The sequence below is a fragment of the Microcoleus sp. F4-D5 genome (assembly GCF_036704885.1).
Classification (GTDB): domain Bacteria; phylum Cyanobacteriota; class Cyanobacteriia; order Cyanobacteriales; family Microcoleaceae; genus Microcoleus.
Genome location: NZ_JAUBSX010000050.1, coordinates 1 through 21143, shown reverse-complemented (window position 1 = coordinate 21143; position 21143 = coordinate 1). Strand labels below are relative to the sequence as shown.

Below are 21143 nucleotides of genomic sequence, written 5' to 3'. Positions count from 1 at the left end.
GATCGTACTTTTCTTGATTTCCTAAATCAACCGGAAATTAGCCGATGTAATCGCATTGGCATTCACTCCAATCATCACACCTAACTCCTCTCCTGTCAAGACATTTTTGATGAGAGTTCCCTGAGTATTTTGAGTGATTGCTAACTGGCTAAAACTCAAGCCACCTGTTAATCCAATCAAATCTTGACCGCTTGTAAAATCAGCAATAATATCAAATCCTTGACCCGCTTTTAAGGCAAAGATATCGTTACCGCTACCGCCAATCAAACTATCATTCCCCAAGTCTCCGTAAAGAATATCATCGCCTTGACAACCAGTGAGAGTATCGTTATCTTCGCCTCCGTACAGGGTATCATTTCCTTTACACCCTGCTAGGATATCTTCCTGTTCGTTACCGCTGATGAAATCATTGTCACCCCCGCCACAGATGGTATCCGAACCCTCGTTGCCAAACAGGTAGTCATCACCTTGACTACCAAGCACTATGTCATTCCCTTTGCCTCCAAATAAGGTGTCATTATCCTTGCCACCATCGATGAAGTCATCATTTCTATTGCTATAAACGATGTCATTACCTTCGCGGCTATTTATGGAGTCATTGCCTTTGCCTCCAAAGATTAAATCATTGCCCAAGTCGCCAAGAATAATGTCATTATTTTCATCTCCAAATAGGATGTCCTCGCCACTGCCACCGCTGATAAAATCATTGCCTGTGTTGCCCTTGAGGATGTCGCTGCTGTCGCCACCATATAAGTTGTCATCCCCGGATTTGGCATCGAATATATTGCCGCTGTTGCTGCCGAGTAATTCATCGTTTTTGGCAGTGCCTATTTGAATTGTCGATACACCAAGTATGGTGTTTTCAACCGTATTCGGTTGGTTTAAATTGGGATAGGCAATGTCATCGCAGATGCAGTCATCGTTGGGGATGTTGTTGGTTGTTGGTGTGGGTGTTTCGGCAGGGCTTGGTGCGGGTGTTGGTGAGGGCGTCGGTGTCGCTGTTTCCGCAGGGCTTGGTGCGGGTGTTGGCGTTACCAATGGTGCAGGAGTTGGTGTTGGCGCAGGTGTTGGTGTTGGTACCGGAGTTGGTGTTGTTACTGGTACAGGTGCCGGAGTTGGTGTTGGGACAGGTGCCGGAGTTGGTGTTGGGACAGGTGCCGGAGTTGGTGTTGTTACTGGTACAGGTGCAGGAGTTGGTGTTGGGACAGGTGCCGGAGTTGGTGTTGTTACTGGTACAGGTGCAGGAGTTGGTGTTGTTACTGGTACAGGTGCAGGAGTTGGTGTTGTTACTGGTACAGGTGCAGGAGTTGGTGTTGTTACTGGTACAGGTGCAGGAGTTGGTGTTGGTACAGGTGCCGGAGTTGGTGTTGTTACTGGTACAGGTGCAGGAGTTGGTGTTGTTACTGGTACAGGTGCCGGAGTTGGTGTTGGTACAGATGCCGGAGTTGGTGTTGGGACAGGTTCCGGAGTTGGTGTTGGGACAGGTCCCGGAGTTGGTGTTGGGACAGGTCCCGGAGTTGGTGTTGGTATTGCAATATTCACGCCAAAAGTACCTAAACTGCTAGCAGCAGACAAGTTGCCAACAGCATCCTTCACCTGCGATGCTTGCAAATTAACTGTGTAAGTACCATTGTCAGCATTATCCCAAATTCCACCAGGCGGAGTAAATGAATATGTTGCTGTACGCGGCGTACCATTGCTATTAATATCAACACTAACAAAGGTAGTAGGAATAGCGCCACCTGACCAATTTACAACAACATCAGAATTATCTAAACTGGTAACATCAACTGCACTACTATCGCTGAAAGTAACTGTCAATGTCTGACTTGTACCACCCGCTGTAGTAAGGTTAGAAACTGCACCCAAGTTAGCAGTAGGTGCGGTGACATCAGCAGTGCGAGTTAGTTGAGTAGCCGCAGTATTATTATTACCCGCATTATCCGTAGCTTTAGCCGCAAGTACATCAACAGTGACACTACCATCAGCAGTAGGAGTCACATCAAAGGTGTAAGTTTTGGCGTCAACTGTGACAAAATTACCGACAGTCGCATTGGCGACGCTAATATCAGTATTATCAAACCCGGTAACATCTTCACTGAATGTGGCGGTGACGCTAAATGGTGCGTTGACTGTGGTTGCTGAAGTTGATGTTAAGGCAACTGTGGGGGCGATAAAGTCGGCAGTGCGAGTCAGTTGAGTGGCGGCGGTATTATTATTGCCTGCAATATCAGTGGCAGTAGCGGCGGGGACATCAACTGTGACAGGGCCACTAGCATTCGGTGTAACGGTAAAATTATAAGTTGTGCCGGTACCTGTGAAATTGCTAATCGTACTGTTAGTAATATTAACGTCGCTGGCAATAAATCCGGTGACGCTTTCGCTGAATGTTGCTGTGACTAAAAATGGTGCGTTTGTGGTTGTTGGAGATGCGGATGTTAAGGCAACTGTGGGGACAACGGTGTCTACAACTATGGCTTTGCTATTTGCTAAAGACTGCCCCGCAGGAATAGTCAATGTTGTTGCATTATTTCCCGCAGCATCTCTTAATGTTGCCCCGACGGCTAAAGTGATCCCAGTTGAGTTGAGGTCGGTGCTATTTTGTCCGGCTGCTGGAGTGTATATGCCCACAGCAGATGTGCCTGTGAAAGGTGCAAGGGTGACAGTGCCACCTGTGTCTAAGGCGACACTCATGTTACCGCCTGCTAAAGTAACGGCTTCGCTGAAGTTGACGGTGACGTTGATATTGCTAGTTGTGTTGTAACTGCCGTCAGCGGTGGTAGAGGTGACGCTGGTGATGGTGGGTGCAAGGGTATCAATAACTATGGCTTTACTACCACCGAGAGAGCTAACTGAGGCGGTAGTGGGGAGGGTTAAGAAAGCGTCAAAGGCTGTACCAACAGTCTCTTTAATCGTGCCGCCGTTGAGAGTGAGGGAATTGGTAGCGAAGTATTCTAAATCGGCAGAAGTGTCTCCTGCTTGGACTACATAGTTGAAGGTGAGGGCTGTAGTCCCACTACCAGAGGCGTAATTGGCAAATTGGTCAGTTGTACCTGTTTCTAGTTGAAGTTGGGGTGTGCCGGTGACGGTGACAGCAGAATCGAAGGTGACGGTGATGGCGATAGTGGCACCGACACCGTAGCTGCCGTCAGCGGTGGTGGCGGTGACAGCAGTAACTTTGGCGGTGTTGTTGAGCAGGATAGAGACGTTGTTGCTGCCGGAGTTCGCCACAGCTAAGTCAGGTTCCCCGTCGCCGTTGATGTCCCCGATGCTGACGGAGATGGGACCAGTGCCAGCAGGGAAGGTGACTTGGGGGGAGAAGGTGGGAGTGGCGGCACCGGTGGCGGTGGTGTTGAGCAGGATGGAGACGGTGTTGCTGGTGAGGTTCGCCACAGCTAAGTCAGGTTTCCCGTCGCCGTTGATGTCGCCGATGCTGAGGAATCTGGGGCGAGTGCCAGTTGCGAAGAGGACTGGGGGGGCGAAGGTGGGAGTGGCGGCTCCGGTGGTAGTCGTATTGAGCAGGATGGAGGCGTTGTTGCTGGTGGCGTTCGCCACAGCTAAGTCAGGTTTTCCGTCGCCGTTGATGTCGCCGATGCTGACGCTGAAGGGGCGAGTGCCAGTAGCGAAGGGAACTTGGGGGGCGAAAGTGGGAGTGGCGGCTCCGGTGGTAGTCGTATTGAGCAGGATGGAGGCGGTGTTGCTGGTGGCGTTCGCCACAGCTAAGTCAGGTTTTCCATCCCCGTTGATGTCGCCGATGCTGGCGGAGCTGGGGCCAGCGCCAGTAGGGAAAGTGACTTGGGGGGAGAAGGTGGGAGTGGGGGCGCCGGTGGCGGTGGTGTTGAGCAGGATCGAGAGGGTGTCGCTGAAGATGTTCGTCACAGCTAAGTCAGGGAAGCCGTCGCCGTTGATGTCCCCGATGCTGGCGGAGTCGGAACCAGTGCCAGTGGCGAAAGTGACTTGGGGGGCGAAAGTGGGAGTGGCGGCTCCGGTGGCGGTGGTGTTGAGCAGGATGGAGGCGGTGTTGCTGAAGTAGTTCGCCACAGCTAAGTCAGAGAAGCCGTCGCCGTTGATGTCGCCGATGCTGACGGAGCTGGGACCAGTGCCAGTCGGGAAGGGGACTTGGGGGGCGAAGCCTAGCACGCCTCTGTAGGTTTTGAGGGTGGTTTCAGTGAGGGCAAGTTGGGGCGTTTGCGGGGATGGGGGGATGAGTTGGAGGATGTCCCAGTTGCCGCCCTTTTTGCTGTTACCTGTAGTAGCGGTGTTGGCGGCGATGTTTGCGCCTGTGAGTTGGTGCAGGTGAGTGAGGAATTTGTGGCCTCTATCTCGGGCTGCTACGTTACATCCATATAATATGATGCTGGCGTTGTCAGTCAAACTGTTTCGCCACTGTTGCAACTGTTGGCTGTAGTTTTGGATGTTGCTGCTGTTAAGTTCTGTTGTGCCTAAGTACAGGCTGCCGGGACTGCCGTGGGTGATGATGTGTAGGGCTTCGATGCTTGTATGCTGAGCTAGCAGTGTAGTGATTTGCTCTAGGGCATCCGGCTGGCTTTCGAGGATGTAGGTTGCTGTGCCCGGTTTGATGCCAGAGGCTATGTGGTGGCTGTCGGGTATTGTGGGGTCAAGGATGACTATTTCCGTTGCTTGGTTGCTAATGCCACAAGCGGTGGGAAAAACTTTTTTTTGAGACTTAATTTGAACGAGAGTTTTCATATGTTTTTACCTCCAGTAGAATGCTTTGTTGAGCAGCAAAGGCTCTCTCACCTGATTTGAGTTAAGATGCGGGCTTTCTACCTGGTGGCAAATAACACGCTAGATTTTTAACTACTACTTAGTAGGATTGGAGCGCACTGTCAGTGCTTTAGTTCCCTCATGTACAAATCTTTATATACTTCTAGGTATTTTTACAGGAATTATCAAAAGTCGAAGCGATTTACCGTGGCGCGGCGACGGGTTTATGAGATTATTGATTTTAGGCAATTACGCTCAGTGATTCTATGAATAACGATCGCACAAATTTCAATACAGCCCACGAACACGAGATTTTTGGCGATCGCGATTTGCCATCTTGGTTAACCCAACAACAAATCAGCCTCGCTTGCACTACCTATCAAACCAGCAGGTTAATGTTAATCGGCGCTGTGCCAGAAACCAACAGAATCTCGGCATTTTGGCGAATATTCGATCGCGCAATGGGGCTTTTCTGCACCCCGGAACGCCTTTATTTAAGTTCAAAATATCAACTCTGGCAATTAGATAATGTCTTAGAATCCGGTAACTTATACCAAGAATACGATAAATTATATATACCCAGAATCGGCTATACTACAGGAGATATCGACATTCACGATATCGCAGTCGATAAAAATAATCAAATCATTTTTATTAGCACTTTGTTTAATTGTATGGCTACTTTGAGCGATCGCCACAGTTGCAAACCTCTCTGGAAACCGCAATTTATATCACAATATATAAATGAAGACCGCTGTCACCTCAACGGTTTGGCAATGGTAGAAGGGGAAGCGAAATATGTCACAGCTTCGAGTCAGTCGGATGTGGTGGATGGCTGGCGCGATCGCAGAAAAAATGGCGGTATAGTTATTGATATTGAATCTAATGATATTATCGTCACGGGATTGTCAATGCCGCACTCACCCCGCTGGTATCGAGATAAGTTGTGGTTGCTGAATTCGGGGAGAGGAGAATTCGGTTATGCGGATTTAGATACAGGGAAATTTGAGGCGATCGCGTTTTGTCCGGGATATGTGCGAGGACTGGCATTTTGGCAAAATTGGGCAATTGTTGGACTCTCGAAACCTCGGGGAGGTGACAACACTTTTAGCGGTTTAGAATTGGATGAGTTGTTGCTCGCCAAGGATGCTGAGGCTCGCTGTGGTATGATGGCGATCGATTTGACAAATGGGGCGATCGTTCACTGGTTGCGCTTTGAAGGAATTGTCACAGAACTCTATGATGTGCAAGTAATCCCGGAAGTACAAAAGCCGATGGCTTTGGGTTTTCAGACTGACGAAATTGCTCAGTTAATTACTTTGGAACTTTAACCGCAGATGGTGGCAGATGTACGCGAATGGACGCAGATACAGCAGATTCCACGTTTATGAAGCACACCCCGGAAGTGCGATCGATCGCCGTAGGAAAACGGCATTACCCAAAGCGTGTCAACTTAAGCTATAGCAACCGCCAATCCTCCCGCCCACCCGCTAGTCCGGCAGGGGTTGAAACCCCTGTCTAATAGCTAAAGTCCTCTAAAAGAGGACTAATATCGTTTCCGGTTGCATCGGAATTAATCAACGCGGCGATCGCAATTAGCAATTACCCATTACCATGCCAATTATCCATTACCCATTACCAAAAAAAGCTAATCATTCCGATGTAACCGGATTTGATATAATGAGTTTTAAAAATTATTCTTCTGGGTCTTCAGTCCTCTTTTAGAGGACTTGCGCTTTGAGGCAGGGGTTTCAACCCCTGCCGGACTGTCGGTTTGATGTTAAAATGTTGACAGGATTTACCCACGGGGTGTGAGAGAAAGTATTTAATCGGGATTTGGTATTACTCAAAAATCGCCCCATCTAAGCTGGTTTTTCTTAAGTCTGTTTTCGCTAAATTTGCACCTCTTAAATCAGCACCTGTTAAACAAACATTGCTTAAATCCGCATAACTCAGATCGGCACCTCTGAGAATAGCATCAGATAAATTGGCTCCTGATAAATTCGCCCTCACAAGTTGCGATTTACTCAAATTGCTGCCACTCAAATTTGCCGATTGCATCTGTGCTGCGATTAAGTTGGCTTTGCTTAAATTAGTGCGGCTGAGGTTAGCCAAATTCAATTTAGCATAACTCAGATCGATGTTTTCCAAGCAAAGTTCGCTCAATTGCGCGCATCGCAAGTTAGCATTGATAAAAAACCTGTCTCCAACCGCATAACGGCGCAGCAATTCGTCAACTTCCAGCCGAACTAAAACCGGTTCGCAAGTATTTTTGTAGCACCACGATGTCTCCAGCAAACTAGCGGCTGCTTCAATTGCTACCTTGTCGGATTTAGGGAGCACCAAACTATTGCACCCATCCCACTCACCGTTGAGCATGAATGCCATGTCAGAAGCTGCTGCAATTGAGTCGCATAACAAAACGGTTTCTGGTTTGGGTCGCAGCCAGTTGATTAAACCGATCGATCTCTTGTTTTTCACTGTTGATTCAGGGTTTGTGCGTCTTTCTTAATTATAAGTAAAAATATTGAAACCAGTATGCACAAATTCGCTGCGGCTTCAGAGAATGAATTAATTGTGTTTGGTGCAGCCAGACCGGGATACCGCGATGCAGAAGTTGCTCGCTGGATTGAATTTATGCAGGGGCATAATATCAAGCAAGTTTGCTGCTTGCTCGATCAGACGCAACTCATCCGCTACGCTGATTTACTGGGAACATATCGGAACATCTTTGGGCGCGATCGAGTTTGCTGGGCACCGATTGCAGACTTTGAATTGGTCGATCGCGATATTTTAATCGATCGCATATTGCCATTTTTGGAATCTGCAAATAGCAAAGGCGAACGGGTGGTAGTTCACTGTTCTGGGGGGATTGGACGTACAGGACAGGTTTTGGCTGCTTGGTTGGTCAGCGCGCGGGGATTGTCTAACAAACAGGCGATCGCAGCAGTAAAAAAAACTGGCAGAAATCCCCATGAAGCAGCAATCGCAGCTTGTTTGAAAGGTCGAAACCCCTGGCTAGTCGTTGAAGAACTTAATGCTATCTTAGATGATTGTCGCCTTGCTGCCAGAAATGATATATAGCACGGTAGCAACTATATATATAGCGGTTCTCAAAAAGATTCGCTCGAACCGCTATATAGCCTTTCTCAAAAAGATGAGGTATGATTGATAGATTATATAACCACAATAACATAAGAGGGCTAAAGCCCAACTACGTACCTCATCTTTCTGAGAACCGCTATAAGTCCTAAAAGATTTAAAAGATTCGGCTACTTGCGAGCTAAATCAGGCATCGCATAAATGGGTGTTTTGGCTGTCACCGTTAGCCCATCCGCTGGCGTTTTTGCGAATATTAGAGAACAAATAACGCACTTACAGCAGCGCCAGATCCTTGAAGCAACGGCGGGTTAACTCGATTCTTGCAGGGGCGTCATTATTGTTGCGGATGTCAATGTTTGTAGCAAAAAAGTAAACATTTTTATCCTTTTCTAAATAACCTACATACCAGCCAAGTTGAGGCTTTGTTTGTTCTCCAAAGCTTGCCCAGCCTGTTTTTGCCCTAATTGTGTAATCGGGAGTTTGTTCGACAATTATGATGTCTTTCACCAGAGACAGCGATCGCTCAGAAAAGGGTAAGTCGTTTTTGTAGAGACGGCGGAGAAATTGAATTTGCTCGTTGGGTGTGATTCGCAGTTCTCCCTCTAACCAGAATTTGTCAATATCGTCTTTGTTACCGATTTTTTGGTTGCCGTAACCGACTTTAGCGACCCATTTTTGCATTTGCTCGTGTCCGACTCGGCGGGCGAGAACTTGGTAAAACCAAACGGCGGAAAGTTTGATGGCTTCTCTCATATTCAAGTCTCGATTCCATGCGGGAATTTGCCTTTGAACTCCATCCCAAGTTAGAACGGCAATCTCATCTGAAATCACCCCTGTTTCTAAGGAAATCAGAGAGTTGAGAATCTTAAATGTAGATGCGGGTAAAAAAGCTGTGGCGTTGCGCTGCGGGTTGTGTTGATAAAGCCGATCGCTGTTCAAATCGTAAATTGCGATCGACCCTTCAACTCCTAATTCTTGAAAGTGCCTGCCAAAATTCATTGTCTGAGCAACATCTCCTCCGCGTCGTGGAGATTCTTGCACGGGAGGTGGCACGGTTAAGGCTGATTGCGGTGGCTGAACTAAAACAAAAGTAATGCAGCCTAAGACAATTAAAATAACAGCGATCGCACGAGATATTCGGTTCATAAACTTCAATAAGGTAGCAAAATCACAGGCAGTAAGGTAACAGGGGCGATCGACTTGTCAGGTGCGCCTGACTTGCGCTGTCTGCAAAACAATTAGGATTTGCCCCTGACGCACCCTACTATCATTGGTGACAAGTTAAGACTTAATTGCATTTATCAATCAGTAATATTACTCAAAAAAACTGATTTTTTAGGAGTGGAAAATTCACGATTTGAGAGGGAGCAGGTATATAGCCTTTCGAGCGTAACATGAGGTACACGCTTGAGGAGCGGCCAAACAGGCCTGGAGCGGGCATAAGCCTGGAGTGGGCACAGGGCATGGGGCATAGGCCTGGAGTGGCCTGGAGCGGGCATCAGTTGCCAGCGGTGTGTACCTCATTTTATTGAGAATCGCTATAATATCACCCTCGGCACGATCGCACGATCGCCCAAATCTCAGTTTTGGGCCCAAAATCCGAGTAAATCTCGAGCATAATTGCTGATTGACAAATGCTTTTTTTAGCTTAACTTGTTACCAATGGCGTTAGACTAGCTTGTAACAATTCGGCTGCCTGTCTTTTTTTTACACAAGTGGGCAAAATCTTTACTCCATAAAGGTTTTAGGTGAGTTTTCACCCTCCCGATGCGATCGCAAAAGTCGTGATTGCAGTTAGAAGAAAATGCTGGAACTTTGGAAAAACCTTTTTGCCACAGCACCGTTTATCCCTCACGGGCATTGCTATCTCTGGAAGCCTGGATTGGTTAGTCTTCATATCGCTTCCGACTCGCTGATTGCCCTGGCTTATTATTCAATTCCCATCACGCTGCTCTACTTTGTTCGCAAGCGACAAGATTTGCCCTACCCTTGGATATTTCTGCTATTTAGCACCTTTATCATCGCTTGCGGCACCACTCACCTGATGGAGATTTGGACGCTTTGGCATCCTACCTATTGGCTGAGTGGCGGCCTCAAAGCCATCACCGCATTGGTTTCAGTGGTGACAGCTATAGTCCTGATGCCGTTAATCCCAAAAATATTAGCACTCCCCAGTCCCGCACAGTTGGAGGCAGCTAATCGAAAACTAGAGCAGGAAATTAGAGAACGTATCAAGGTAGAAGCAGCACTTCAAGAGCGGGAGCAGTTCTTAAGCAACATTTATAACTCAGTAACAGACGCCCTTTGGGTGGTGGAACAGCTTGAGGATGGCGAATTTCAAGTTGTCAGCATGAATCGAGCCGTTGAAACTTCAAGTGCAACTTTGGCCGAGGATTGGATTAGCAAACGGCTGGACGAACTGTGGGAGATCGAAATAGCTGCTACGATTCGGGCGCGCTACCATGACTGTTTGCAGCAAGGTCAAACAATCTCTTACGAGGAGAATCTGCCTTTTGGGGAACAGATTCGTTGCTTTCTCACCACCTTAACGCCTTTATCAGCTCCCGATTCGCGCACTCGCTTGCTCGGCGTCAGCATGGATATCACCGAACGCAAGCAGGCTGAAAATGCTTTGAAAGAAAGTGAAGAACGCTGGCAGTTAGCGTTGCGGGGTAACAATGATGGAATTTGGGATTGGAATGTCGGAACGAACCAAGTTTTTTTCTCGTCGCGATGGAAGAAAATACTGGGTTATGAAGACTGCGAAATTTCCCACCATCTAGATGAATGGGCTAAACGAGTCCATCCAGACGATTTTGCCTGGGTGATGGAAGCAATTCAAAATCACCTTGCTAAAAAAACACCTTTTTACGAAACCGAACACCGCATTTTATGTAAAGACGGGACTTATAAATGGATTCTCGATCGCGGTCAGGCACTCTGGGATGACGGCGGCAATGCGATTAGAATGGTTGGTTCTTCTACGGATATTACAGAAAGCAAAAAGGCTGAAGAAGAGCTGCGCTGGAAAGAAACCTTGCTGCGCTCGATGACTGATACTTCGCCACTCGCTTTTTTTGTGGTAGATAACCGTAGCGATGACATTCTCTACTTCAATCACCGCTTCTGCCAAATCTGGGGCATCGAACACCTAGAGGAACAGATGCACCGGAGTCAACTAAAAAATAACGATATCATTCCTGAATGTTTGCCCGTGCTTGCAGATGTTCCGGCTTTTGCCGAGTCCTGCAAACCGCTGCAAAGTGAAGAAAATCGAGCCGTTGTTGAAGATGAAATTCCTTTTAGCGACGGGCGGACGATTCGCCGTTTTTCGACACAAATCCGCGACGAAAGCGATCGCTATTTCGGACGGCTCTATCTCTTTGAAGATATTACCGAACGCAAGCAAATAGAAGAACAACTGCAACTGGCCGATTTTTCGCTCGAACGCTCCTCTCTCGCCCTTGCCTGGATCGATCGCGATGCCAGAATTTTGCGGGTGAACCAAACAGCCTGCGAGCAAAGAGGATATTCTCGCGAAGAGTTGCTGTCAATGTACGTTTGGGAGGCCGATCCCAATTTTCCGATCGAGGTATGGTCGCAGCATTGGCAACAACTTAAAGAGCAAAAAACCCTTTGGTTTAATTCACAACACTACAGAAAAGATGGCAGTATTATTCCCGTTGAAATAACGCTGAATTACCTGGAATTTAACGGCAAGGAATACAGTTTTGCCTGCGCTCGCGATATCAGCGAGCGCTATCGCGCAGAGGAAGCACTGCGGGCATCTCAAGCCCGTCTTTCTGGGGTTCTAGACATTGCGGACGAGGCAATTATCTCGGTAGACTCCAGCCAACGCATTACCCTATACAATCAAGGAGCCGAACGAATTTTTGGCTATACGTCCGAGGAAATGCTCGGTCAGACTCTCGATCGACTTTTGCCAGAACGCTTTGCGGCAAGTCATCGCCAGCACGTAGATCGATTTGCCCAATCTGCCCAAACAGCAAGGAAGATGGGCAAGCGCGGCGAGATTGTCGGTCGCCGTAAAGATGGTACGGAATTTCCGGCTGAAGCCTCGATTTCTCAATTGGAATTAACAGGAGACAAAGTTTTTACTGTTTTTCTGCGCGACATTAGCGATCGCAAACAAGCAGAAGCCACCTTACGAGAAAGCGAAGCCCGCTTCCAAGCATTTATGAATCACAGCCCTGCTGCTGCTTGGATTACGGATAGAGAAGGGAAATTTCTCTACATCAGCCAAACCTATGCGCGTATCTTCAATGTGCCAAAAGATTTAGTTGGCAAAATAGACCTTTCTATCCATCCACCAGAGTTCAGTCAAGAATATTTAAAGAATATTCGCAAAGTTGCAGATACCAATCGAACACTCGAAGCAGTTGAGCGAGGTCGCCTTGCAGACGGCAGTATTGGTGAGTTTTTGGTTTACAAGTTTCCGCTGACCAGTTCATCGGGAGAAGTTTTGGTGGGTGGGGTAGCGATCGATATTACCGATCGCAAAAGAGCAGAGGCAGCCCTGCAACAGAGAGAACAAGAGTTCCGCGCTTTAGTAGAAAATGCGCCCGACATTATCATGCGGTTGGATCGGGAATGTCGCTATCTCTATATCAACCCCACAGTCGAACGACAATCCGGGATTCCTCCTGCCTCGTTTATCGGTAAAACTATTAATGAATTGGGTGCGCCCGAAGCATTGGTTAATTTTTGGCAAACAACCATTGAGCAAGTATTTGAAACGGGTTGCGAGCAAAACATTGAATACGAAATTTCATCGCTTGCAGGGCTAACTTATTATGCTTCCCGCGTAGTTCCTGAATTGGGCAGCGATGGCTCGGTGCAATCAGTTTTGGCAGTTGCTCGCGATATCAGCGAGCGCAAACTTGCAGAATTGGATCTAAAACAGGCTCGCAACGAGTTAGAAATTAGAGTCAAACAACGCACTGCCTTACTAGCTACAGCAAATAAGGAATTGCTGCAGGAGATTAGCGATCGCAAACAAGCACAAGCTGCCCTGCAAACATCGGAAAGCAGACTCAAAGAATTGCTCGACAATACAGCCGCCTTTATTTACTCGGCCCGCATTCATCCCGATAGAGTCTGGGAATACAACTACTATTCTCCGAATGGAGAAGCGGTTTTTGGCTACAAAGGAGAAGAATTTGCTGCCGATTCGAGTTTGTGGTTATCTAGAATTCCTCCTGAAGATATGGAGGCGGTCGTTCTGCCAGCGATGGAAGATTTGTATGCCGGACGGCAAATAACCATAGAGTATCGATTCTGCCATAAAGATGGCAGTTTGCTTTGGTTATCTAACACTTTGCTAGCTAAAAAGCACAAATCTGAGGATTACTGGTTTGCCACCGGAATTGTTATTGACATCACCGAACGCAAACAAGCAGAAAAAGCATTGCAGGAAAGCGAACAACGCTTTGCAACTTTAGCGGAAACCGCACCTGTAGGAATTTTTCGTACTGATATTCAGGGCAATTGCGTGTATGGGAACGAACGCAGTTTTGAAATGATCGGGCTTTCTCTAGGGGAATCGATGGGCGCAGGTTGGGCAACAGCAATATACCCAGAGGATCGCGATCGCACTATTGCTGCTTGGTTGAGTTTTGTACAGCAAGGCATTCCCTATCACCACGAACACCGCTTTCAACGACCCGATGGTAGCGTTATCTGGGTATTGGGACAAGCGATCGCGGAAAAAGATGCTGAGGGGAACACGATCGGTTACATTGGCACCATTACTGATATCACCGGGCGCAAACAATCAGAACAACTCTTAAAAGATTACAATCAACTTCTAGAAGCTCAAGTACAAGAACGCACGGCTGCACTGACTCAAACAAATGCTCAATTAAAGCAGGAAATTGAGGAACGCAAGCAAATAGAAGACCAATTACGGCGCAGCGAAGCTAAACTATCAGCTATCTTGGATAATGCAGGTGCTTGTATTTATATCAAAGATTTGAATGGCACCTACATCTATGTCAATCGCTTAACTGAGGAATTTTTTGGGTGTAGCGCATCTGAAATTATCGGAGCGAACGATTGGAAGTTTTTTGCTGAAGAATTTGTTCTAGCTTACAAAGAAAATTGCGATCGCGTAACAAACAGCGGTCTTGTCCATCGCTTTGAGGAAATTGGAATCGATAGTAAAGGAGACCTGCATTACGTTTTATCTACCAAAGTTCCTCTCAAAAATTCTGACGGCGATGTTTATGGCCTGTGCGGTATTTCTACAGATATTACCGAACTCAAGAGGACAGAAGCTGCGCTCAGGCAAAGCGAAGAGCGAATGCAGGCGCTCTTGAGTGCGATACCCGATTTGATGGTTAGGCATCGAGTCGATGGGACTTATTTAGACGTGGCAGGAAATGACAACTCCTTGCTAGTGCCGCGCGCAACGCTGATTGGCAAAAAGTTACAGGAAACGCCCATTCCCGAACAAATTAAAACCGACTTGCTCGAACGTTTCCAGGTAGTGGTGAAAACAGGAACGCTACAAATTTACGAACACGACCTCGACAAACCGGATGGCATCCACAGTTACGAGACGCGCATCGTCAAAAGCGGTGCCGATGAGGTTGTATGTTTGGTGCGCGATATCACCGAACGCAAGCGCTCGCAAGCAGCGCTCCAAGAGAGCGAAGAACGGTATCGTACTGTAATAGCAGCGATGGCAGAGGGTATAGTCTTGCAGGATACTGATGGGGTAATTCGTACTTGTAACGCTAGTGCTAAACGAATTCTCGGTTTGTCTCGCAAGCAAATGATGGGGCGGACTTCTGTCGATCCTCGTTGGCAAGCTGTTCGCGAAGATGGTTCGCCTTTTCCAGGAGAGGAACACCCGGCAATCGTGACGCTGCGAACGGGCAAAGCTTGCTCTAACGTGGTGATCGGAGTCCAAAAACCAGATAATAGTTTTACCTGGATTTCCATTAATTCCCAACCTCTATTTCGAGCAGGCGAACCTCTTCCCTACGCTGTTGTTGCCTCATTCGCTGATATTACCGCTCGCAAACAGGCAGAAGAGGCACTGCGGCAAAGCGAAGCGCGTTATCGTGGCATTCTTGAAGATCAGACAGAACTCATTGCTCGGTTTTTACCCGATGGCACTCTTACTTATGTCAACGAAGCTTACTGTCAATTTTTTGGCATAACGCGGGAAGAAATTGTGGGATATTGCTACGAACCCGTTGTGATTGAGGAAGACCGGGAATATGTGGCTCAATGCGTCAATAAAATATGTTGGCAAAATCCGGTTGTTACTATTGAAAATCGAGTGATTGCGGGCGGAAAAATTCGTTGGACGCAATGGATTAACCGAGGCATATTTGATAGCAACGGTCGCTTAATTGAATTGCAAGCAGTAGGAAGAGATATCAGCGATCGCAAACTTGCTGAAGAAAGCCTGCGACGCTACGAAAAGATTGTTGCCACTACTAATGATGCAATTTGTTTAATAGAACGCAACTATACCTATAAAATAGTTAACCAAGCATATCTGAATTGGCATAACTGCTGTCAGGAAGAGATACTCGGATATACTATTAGTGAATTTTTAGGTAAAGACCTGTTTGAAACTCAAATCAAACCCAAAGTAGACCGATGTTTAGCTGGAGAGATTGTTCAATACGAACAGTGGTTTAAATATTCAAACGGAGAAGAGAAATTTCTTAGCGCTACCTACGCTCCTTATGTAGAGGCAGATGGCACTATTTCAGGCGTGGTGGCAAGTTTGCGTAACCTCACCCGACTGAAACAAATGGAAGTAGCGTTGCAGCAGAGCGAATCTACCTTGCGAGCTTTCTTCAACAGTAGCGTCATGATGATGGGCATTGTAGAGCTGTATGACGACGATATTCTGCATCTTTCAGATAACCTAACATCAGCGCGGTTTTTCGGCACTACCCCAGAACAGACGAAGAATCGCTTCGCAAGCGACATGGGAGTGCCACCAGCAGACCTACAGCAGTGGCTCGATCGCTATCGAGAAGCTTTACAGACTCAAGCTGCCGCGAGCTTTGAGTATCGTCACGACACTCAAACCGAGTTAAAATGGCTCTCTGCCAGCGTTTGCCCGATCGGAATTGGCCCCAACGGTCGTCCGAGACTGTCGTACATTGTCGAAGATATTACCAATCGCAAACGCGCAGAAGAAGCACTGAGCCTCAGCGAAGCGCGGCTCAAACACCTGACGGCCAGCATTCCGGGAACCCTTTACTCCTTTGGATACTATCCCGATGGTTCGGCTAAGTTTGAGTATGTCAGTCCCGGTTGCCGAGACATATTTGAATTCGAGCCGGAACAGATACTAGAAGATCGAAATCTTTTTGAAAACCAAGTTTCTCCTGATGACCGACTCAGGTTTGAAGAGGCAATTTCTTACTCCCTGCAAAACCTGCAACCTCTCACTGCTGAATGGCGCAGTATTGCTCCATCTGGAAAACAAAAATGGCTGCGCGCCCAAGCCCAACTCGAAGACCGTGAAGATGGTTCTAAAGTTTGGCATGGAGTGATCTTAGATATCAGCGATCGCAAACTTTCAGAAGAAAAGCTCAAACAGGCAGAGTATAAATATCGCACCTTAATCGAACAAATTCCGGGTATCGTTTATATCTCTCCGCTTAAGGCAACAACCGAGGAAGCTTATATCAGCCCGCAACTGCAACAATTGCTGGAAGTTCCTCCGGAAGAATGGTCTGCTGGATTCTTTAATAGTTGGGCCGATTTCGTACATCCAGAAGATCGAGATCGCGTTTGGCAAGCCGTAAGCAATACGATTTCTACGGGAGAGCCATTGAGCGTCGAATATCGCATGATAACTCGCAGTGGCGGAACGGTTTGGGTCAGAGATCGAGCCAATCTCGTCCTTGCCGCGAACGGAAAGACTCAAGTGCTTCAGGGTTTAGCTTTCGATATTAGCGATCGCAAGCAAATGGAGCAAGCGCTGCAAGAAAGTAACGAACGTTTTCAGCTAGCAGCATCAGCACTAAAAGGATTTATCTACGACTGGGATCTCAAACAAAATACTGTTCTACGGACACAGGGAGTGTTTGATACCGTTGGCTACCGTCCTGAAGAAGCCCAAGTTAACGTTGAGTGGTGGAAAGAACACATCCATCCAGAAGATGTATCCAAAGTTTTCCAGCAGGTGTCCGAAGCATTTGCTAGTGAAACTCAAAGTTATTACGTGCTAGAATACCGACTTCAGCATCGAGACGGTCACTACGTTTACCTGTCAGATTATGGCACGATCGCGCGAGATGACAACAAACGAGCAATTCGCGCCGTAGGTCACGCCATAGATGTGAGCGATCGCAAACAAGCAGAAGCCGCCTTGCAACAAGCCCTCCAAGCCGCCCAAGCCGCATCCATCGCTAAAAGCCGCTTCTTGTCCAACATGAGCCACGAACTGCGTACTCCTCTCAACGCCATTCTCGGTTTTAGCCAGGTGATGGTTCGCAGTAGTTCCGTTGACTCTGAGCAAAAAGAACAGCTAAAAATTATCAATCGTAGTGGCGAACATTTGCTTAATTTAATCAATGATATTTTGTCAGTGTCCAAAATAGAAGCAGGCCAAACTACGCTCAATAAAAATTGCTTTGACCTGTATCAGCTACTGAATGATATAGAACAGATGCTCAAACTCAAAGCGATTTCTAAAGGTTTGCAGCTTACTTTTGAACTGGCATCAAATGTTCCCCAATGCGTGCAAGCTGATGAAAATAAATTGCGTCAGATTTTAATTAACCTGTTGGGAAATGCGATAAAATTCACTACCTCAGGTCACGTCGCATTACGAGTAAAAAAGGGCAGGATATCAGAAAAACCTGACATCCAAAACCTCAGCTCGACAACCTATTTGTTGTTTGAAATTGAAGACACTGGACCCGGCATCGATCCCAATGAAATTAAAAGTTTATTCGATCCCTTCGTCCAAACAGAAGCAGGTCGCAAATCGATGCAAGGAACGGGGTTGGGTTTAACTATCAGCCAACAATTCGTAGAGATGATGGGAGGAGAGATTGCGGCTAGCAGTCAACTCGGTCAGGGAACAATTTTCAGATTCGATATCGTCGCGAGCGAGGTTGCTGAACCTGATGAGAAGAGTTTATTAATTACCCAGGAAGTTATTGGATTAGAGCCAAATCAACCTGTATACCGCATTCTAGTTGTTGAGGATGTCGAAGAGAACCGTCAGTTGCTCTTAAAAATACTCGAACCGTTAGGATTTGAAGTGCGAGAAGCGGTTAACGGTCAAGAAGCGATCGCTTTGTGGTCCACTTGGAAACCGCACCTAATCTGGATGGATATGCGAATGCCCGTCATGGACGGCTACGAAGCAACTAGAAAAATAAAAGCTTTGGAACAGCAAAGTGCGGTAGCTGGAGAGAATATCAACTTACCTGCCAACTCATCACCTACTAACGCAACAAAAATTATTGCTTTAACTGCTAGTGCTTTTGAAGAAGATCGAGCCAAAATTATGAATGCAGGCTGCGATGACTTTATACATAAGCCTTTCCGAGAGTCGATACTATTTGACAAGATGGCTCAACACTTAGGAGTCCGTTATCTTTATCAAGAGGATTTGTCGCATAGCTCACCCCAGCCAGCAACACCGAGAAATTTAACACCAGAGGATCTAAACGTCATGCCTTCTGAGTGGATAGCACAGTTCCGACAAGAGGTGCTTTGTGCCAACGACGAGTTAATATTGCAGCTAATCGATCAAATTCCCGAAAGCGAGGCAAGTTTAGCACACACCCTGGCAGATTTGGTTAATAACTTTCGCTTAGATATACTCTTTAATTTAATCCGAGAATCTAGTAATGAATAGCCATCAAGTACCCGCTTTTTTGAGGGACATCCTCGTCGTTGACGATCATCCAGACAACCTCCGAGTTTTGTCCGCTATCCTTACCGAGTCTGGATATCAAGTCCGAAAAGTAATCAGCGGTCATCTGGCTTTAAAAGTAGCCCAAAAGGCTCCCCCCGCTCTGATTTTACTTGACATCTTGATGCCAGAAATGGATGGCTATGAGGTTTGCTCCTTGCTCAAAGCTCATCCAAAAACAGCGGAGATTCCAGTAATTTTTCTCAGCGCTCTCGATGATGTATTTGATAAAGTAAAAGCCTTTGATGCTGGAGGGGTAGATTACATTACCAAACCCTTTCAGTCAACCGAAGTTTTAGCTCGCATTAAAAACCAACTAATTATCCGCAATCTGTATCTTCAACTTCAGAAGCAAGCCCAGAAAATCGCCGAGCAAAATGCGTTTTTACAACAGGAAATCCAAGCTCGTTTACGAGCTGAATCTGCTTTGGTTGAAGCTAATATCGAGCTACAGCGTCTCGCCTCTTTAGATAGCTTAACAGGAGTCGCTAATCGCCGTCAGTTCAATGAATCTCTCAATAAAGAGTGGCAACGGATGGCACGAGAGCAATTACCCCTATCTTTGATTTTAGGCGATATTGATTATTTCAAAAAATACAATGATACTTATGGTCATTTAGCCGGAGATTTCTGTCTGCAGCAAGTGGCTCAAGCGATTAGCCGTGCTATTAAGCGTCCGGCAGATTTATTGGCTCGTTACGGAGGTGAAGAATTCGCTGTAATTCTACCTAATACAAAAGCTGAAGGAGCGCTACAAGTTGCTGAGGCGATGCGGCATGAAGTGCTAAATCTTAAAATTGCTCACCCTCAATCTGCTGTTAATAAATACGTCACCTTGAGTCTGGGCATTTTCAGTGTAGTTCCACAGCACACCTGTGACCCCTCAATCTTGATTGCCGCGGCTGATAAAGCATTATATAAAGCTAAAGAGCAGGGGAGAAACCGCTCAATTGTGACAACTTTTGAATCATTAGGCTTTGAGTTCAACTCAACTTGCTTCCCAGATAAATTGATTTAGGTGTTTATCCCCATACTCCCCAGATTTTTACCTCATTGAACTGTGGTGGTCACAACTCAAAGCTTTTTTACGTAAGTTTTCGCGACTACTACCAAGATGGTAGACATTTTACTAGCTACTGCGCTTGATGTGGTTAATATTAACCCTCTTGTGTCACTTTAGGCAGAATAAAAATAGAAATCAGGCTGAGACAGGAATATAAAAGTAGGATAGGTAAGGCGATCGACAATGGATTGGAGTTTAGGGTAGTCCTGCAGAGTCAGGAATATTTGTTATAATTTACTTATGCGATCTGCCTTAAGTTTTAGCTGATAAAATGTCCTAAATTTGATTTCCAAAATATTGGAAAAAACGGTCACACTCACAATAGTAAACAAAGTTTTAAGTGTGGAGATTCTGCCAGACAAGTTGTGATAGCTCCCAGACATCAGCCAATTTCGGAAGCAACAAGAAAGTTGATAGATAAACTTTTATTAGAAAAGATATCTCTGGCTGAAATTTGTAGGGCAACGGGGATTTCAGAAAAATGGCTACAATACTATCAGGACTTAAACGCACAGGATCTACCTACAGCGTTTTGTAGGGGCAAACCCGCCGTGGTTGTGCCTATACCTGGACAGAATGCGTAAGTCGTTACTATGTTAACAAAAAGTTGGGAGCAGCAAGCAAGACAAGTAGAAGTGAAGTCAAAAAACAGGGTTAGCTAATAATTCAATGTGATGATATGCGGTCATTCATTTGTAGGGAATAAGGGTAATAAGCAGTGGATTTGGTTAGCAATTGATGTATTTACTTTCATAAATTGAAGGAGTATATCTTGGCAAAAGAGATCGAAGTGGTGTTCGAGGACTTTGGGATTCACGTGCCAGCGGTATATCGTCAATGTGCTGTAAGTTATACAGACTTCTGTCCTTTCTTATGGGATAGTTTTTCCTCAAAAAATACAGAGAGCAGTTGGAAAGGATGCTGGTCAGACAAACTATATAGAAAGATTTAATAATACCGCGAGACAAAGAATATCGCGACTGGTGAGAAAAACTCTTTTAGTTTCTAAAACACTCTCCAATCATATCGGCAGCTCTTTGGTATTTTATTCATGAGTAGAACGCCACTCGATCTATCAAATAAAAGTCGTAACTATACTGACTGTGCAGGACTACCGAAGTAAAACAACTCCCAAATACAAAGGCAGGTTTTCTATCAAGTTGGATTGTACTCGCAATAGTCGCCAAAGCAAGCTGTCGTCGTTTTGTGTACCGAAATCTTTTACAGATCCGCCCGCAGATAGATGCCAGGGTAAACGCATCTTAATTTCAACCTAAAACATGATAAGATGAAGTATTTAGCTAAATCAAGGGCGTAATTCAT

General features: G+C 46.3%; 8 protein-coding genes and 1 pseudogene. 6 read left to right on the top strand and 3 right to left on the bottom strand.

Annotation, left to right across the window (positions count from 1 at the left end; all coding sequences use genetic code 11):
• Positions 1-21 precede the first annotated feature (21 nt).
• Positions 22-4710 (bottom strand): DUF4347 domain-containing protein, encoded by a 4689-nt coding sequence (locus QUA80_RS21365; RefSeq protein ID WP_333427090.1) that lies wholly within the window; start codon positions 4708-4710, stop codon positions 22-24.
• Between the two features lie 284 nt (positions 4711-4994).
• Here QUA80_RS21365 and QUA80_RS21360 point away from each other — a divergent pair, with 284 nt between their 5' ends.
• A complete protein-coding gene (locus tag QUA80_RS21360; protein WP_333427089.1) occupies positions 4995-6059 on the top strand; it encodes a TIGR03032 family protein in 1065 nt (354 codons plus the stop codon).
• Positions 6060-6085: 26 nt separating this feature from the next.
• On the top strand, positions 6086-6250 hold the full coding sequence (locus QUA80_RS21355; protein ID WP_333427088.1) for a hypothetical protein: 165 nt from the start codon (positions 6086-6088) through the stop codon (positions 6248-6250).
• 320 nt (positions 6251-6570) lie between these two features.
• Here the strand turns inward: QUA80_RS21355 and QUA80_RS21350 are convergent, their stop codons facing one another.
• Positions 6571-7209, bottom strand: coding sequence for a pentapeptide repeat-containing protein (locus QUA80_RS21350; protein ID WP_333427087.1), 639 nt, complete (start codon positions 7207-7209; stop codon positions 6571-6573).
• Between the two features lie 57 nt (positions 7210-7266).
• On the opposite strand from QUA80_RS21350, the gene QUA80_RS21345 reads away from it, so the two are divergent.
• Positions 7267-7812: a dual specificity protein phosphatase family protein gene (locus QUA80_RS21345; protein ID WP_333427086.1), complete on the top strand. Its 546-nt coding sequence runs from the start codon at positions 7267-7269 to the stop codon at positions 7810-7812.
• 291 nt (positions 7813-8103) lie between these two features.
• On the opposite strand, the gene blaOXA is transcribed toward QUA80_RS21345, so the two are convergent.
• A complete protein-coding gene (blaOXA, locus tag QUA80_RS21340) occupies positions 8104-8976 on the bottom strand; it encodes a class D beta-lactamase (protein ID WP_333427085.1) in 873 nt (290 codons plus the stop codon).
• A gap of 658 nt (positions 8977-9634) precedes the next feature.
• Here blaOXA and QUA80_RS21335 point away from each other — a divergent pair.
• The 3 genes and pseudogenes from QUA80_RS21335 to QUA80_RS21325 all read left to right on the top strand — a co-directional run bounded on the left by QUA80_RS21335 (position 9635) and on the right by QUA80_RS21325 (position 20879).
• Positions 9635-18700, top strand: coding sequence for a PAS domain S-box protein (locus QUA80_RS21335; protein WP_333427084.1), 9066 nt, complete (start codon positions 9635-9637; stop codon positions 18698-18700).
• Positions 18693-19775, top strand: coding sequence for a PleD family two-component system response regulator (locus tag QUA80_RS21330; RefSeq protein WP_333427083.1), 1083 nt, complete (start codon positions 18693-18695; stop codon positions 19773-19775). Before QUA80_RS21335 ends, QUA80_RS21330 begins: the two co-directional genes overlap by 8 nt.
• Before the next feature lie 311 nt (positions 19776-20086).
• Positions 20087-20879 (top strand): annotated as a pseudogene (locus QUA80_RS21325) (IS1 family transposase).
• Positions 20880-21143 lie beyond the last annotated feature (264 nt).

Coding starts and splice junctions, on each gene's coding strand:
- QUA80_RS21365 (WP_333427090.1), bottom strand. CDS start 4,710: ATGAAAACTCTCGTTCAAATTAAGTCTCAAAAAAAAGTTTTTCCCACC.
- QUA80_RS21360 (WP_333427089.1), top strand. CDS start 4,995: ATGAATAACGATCGCACAAATTTCAATACAGCCCACGAACACGAGATT.
- QUA80_RS21355 (WP_333427088.1), top strand. CDS start 6,086: ATGGACGCAGATACAGCAGATTCCACGTTTATGAAGCACACCCCGGAA.
- QUA80_RS21345 (WP_333427086.1), top strand. CDS start 7,267: ATGCACAAATTCGCTGCGGCTTCAGAGAATGAATTAATTGTGTTTGGT.
- blaOXA (WP_333427085.1), bottom strand. CDS start 8,976: ATGAACCGAATATCTCGTGCGATCGCTGTTATTTTAATTGTCTTAGGC.
- QUA80_RS21335 (WP_333427084.1), top strand. CDS start 9,635: ATGCTGGAACTTTGGAAAAACCTTTTTGCCACAGCACCGTTTATCCCT.
- QUA80_RS21330 (WP_333427083.1), top strand. CDS start 18,693: ATGAATAGCCATCAAGTACCCGCTTTTTTGAGGGACATCCTCGTCGTT.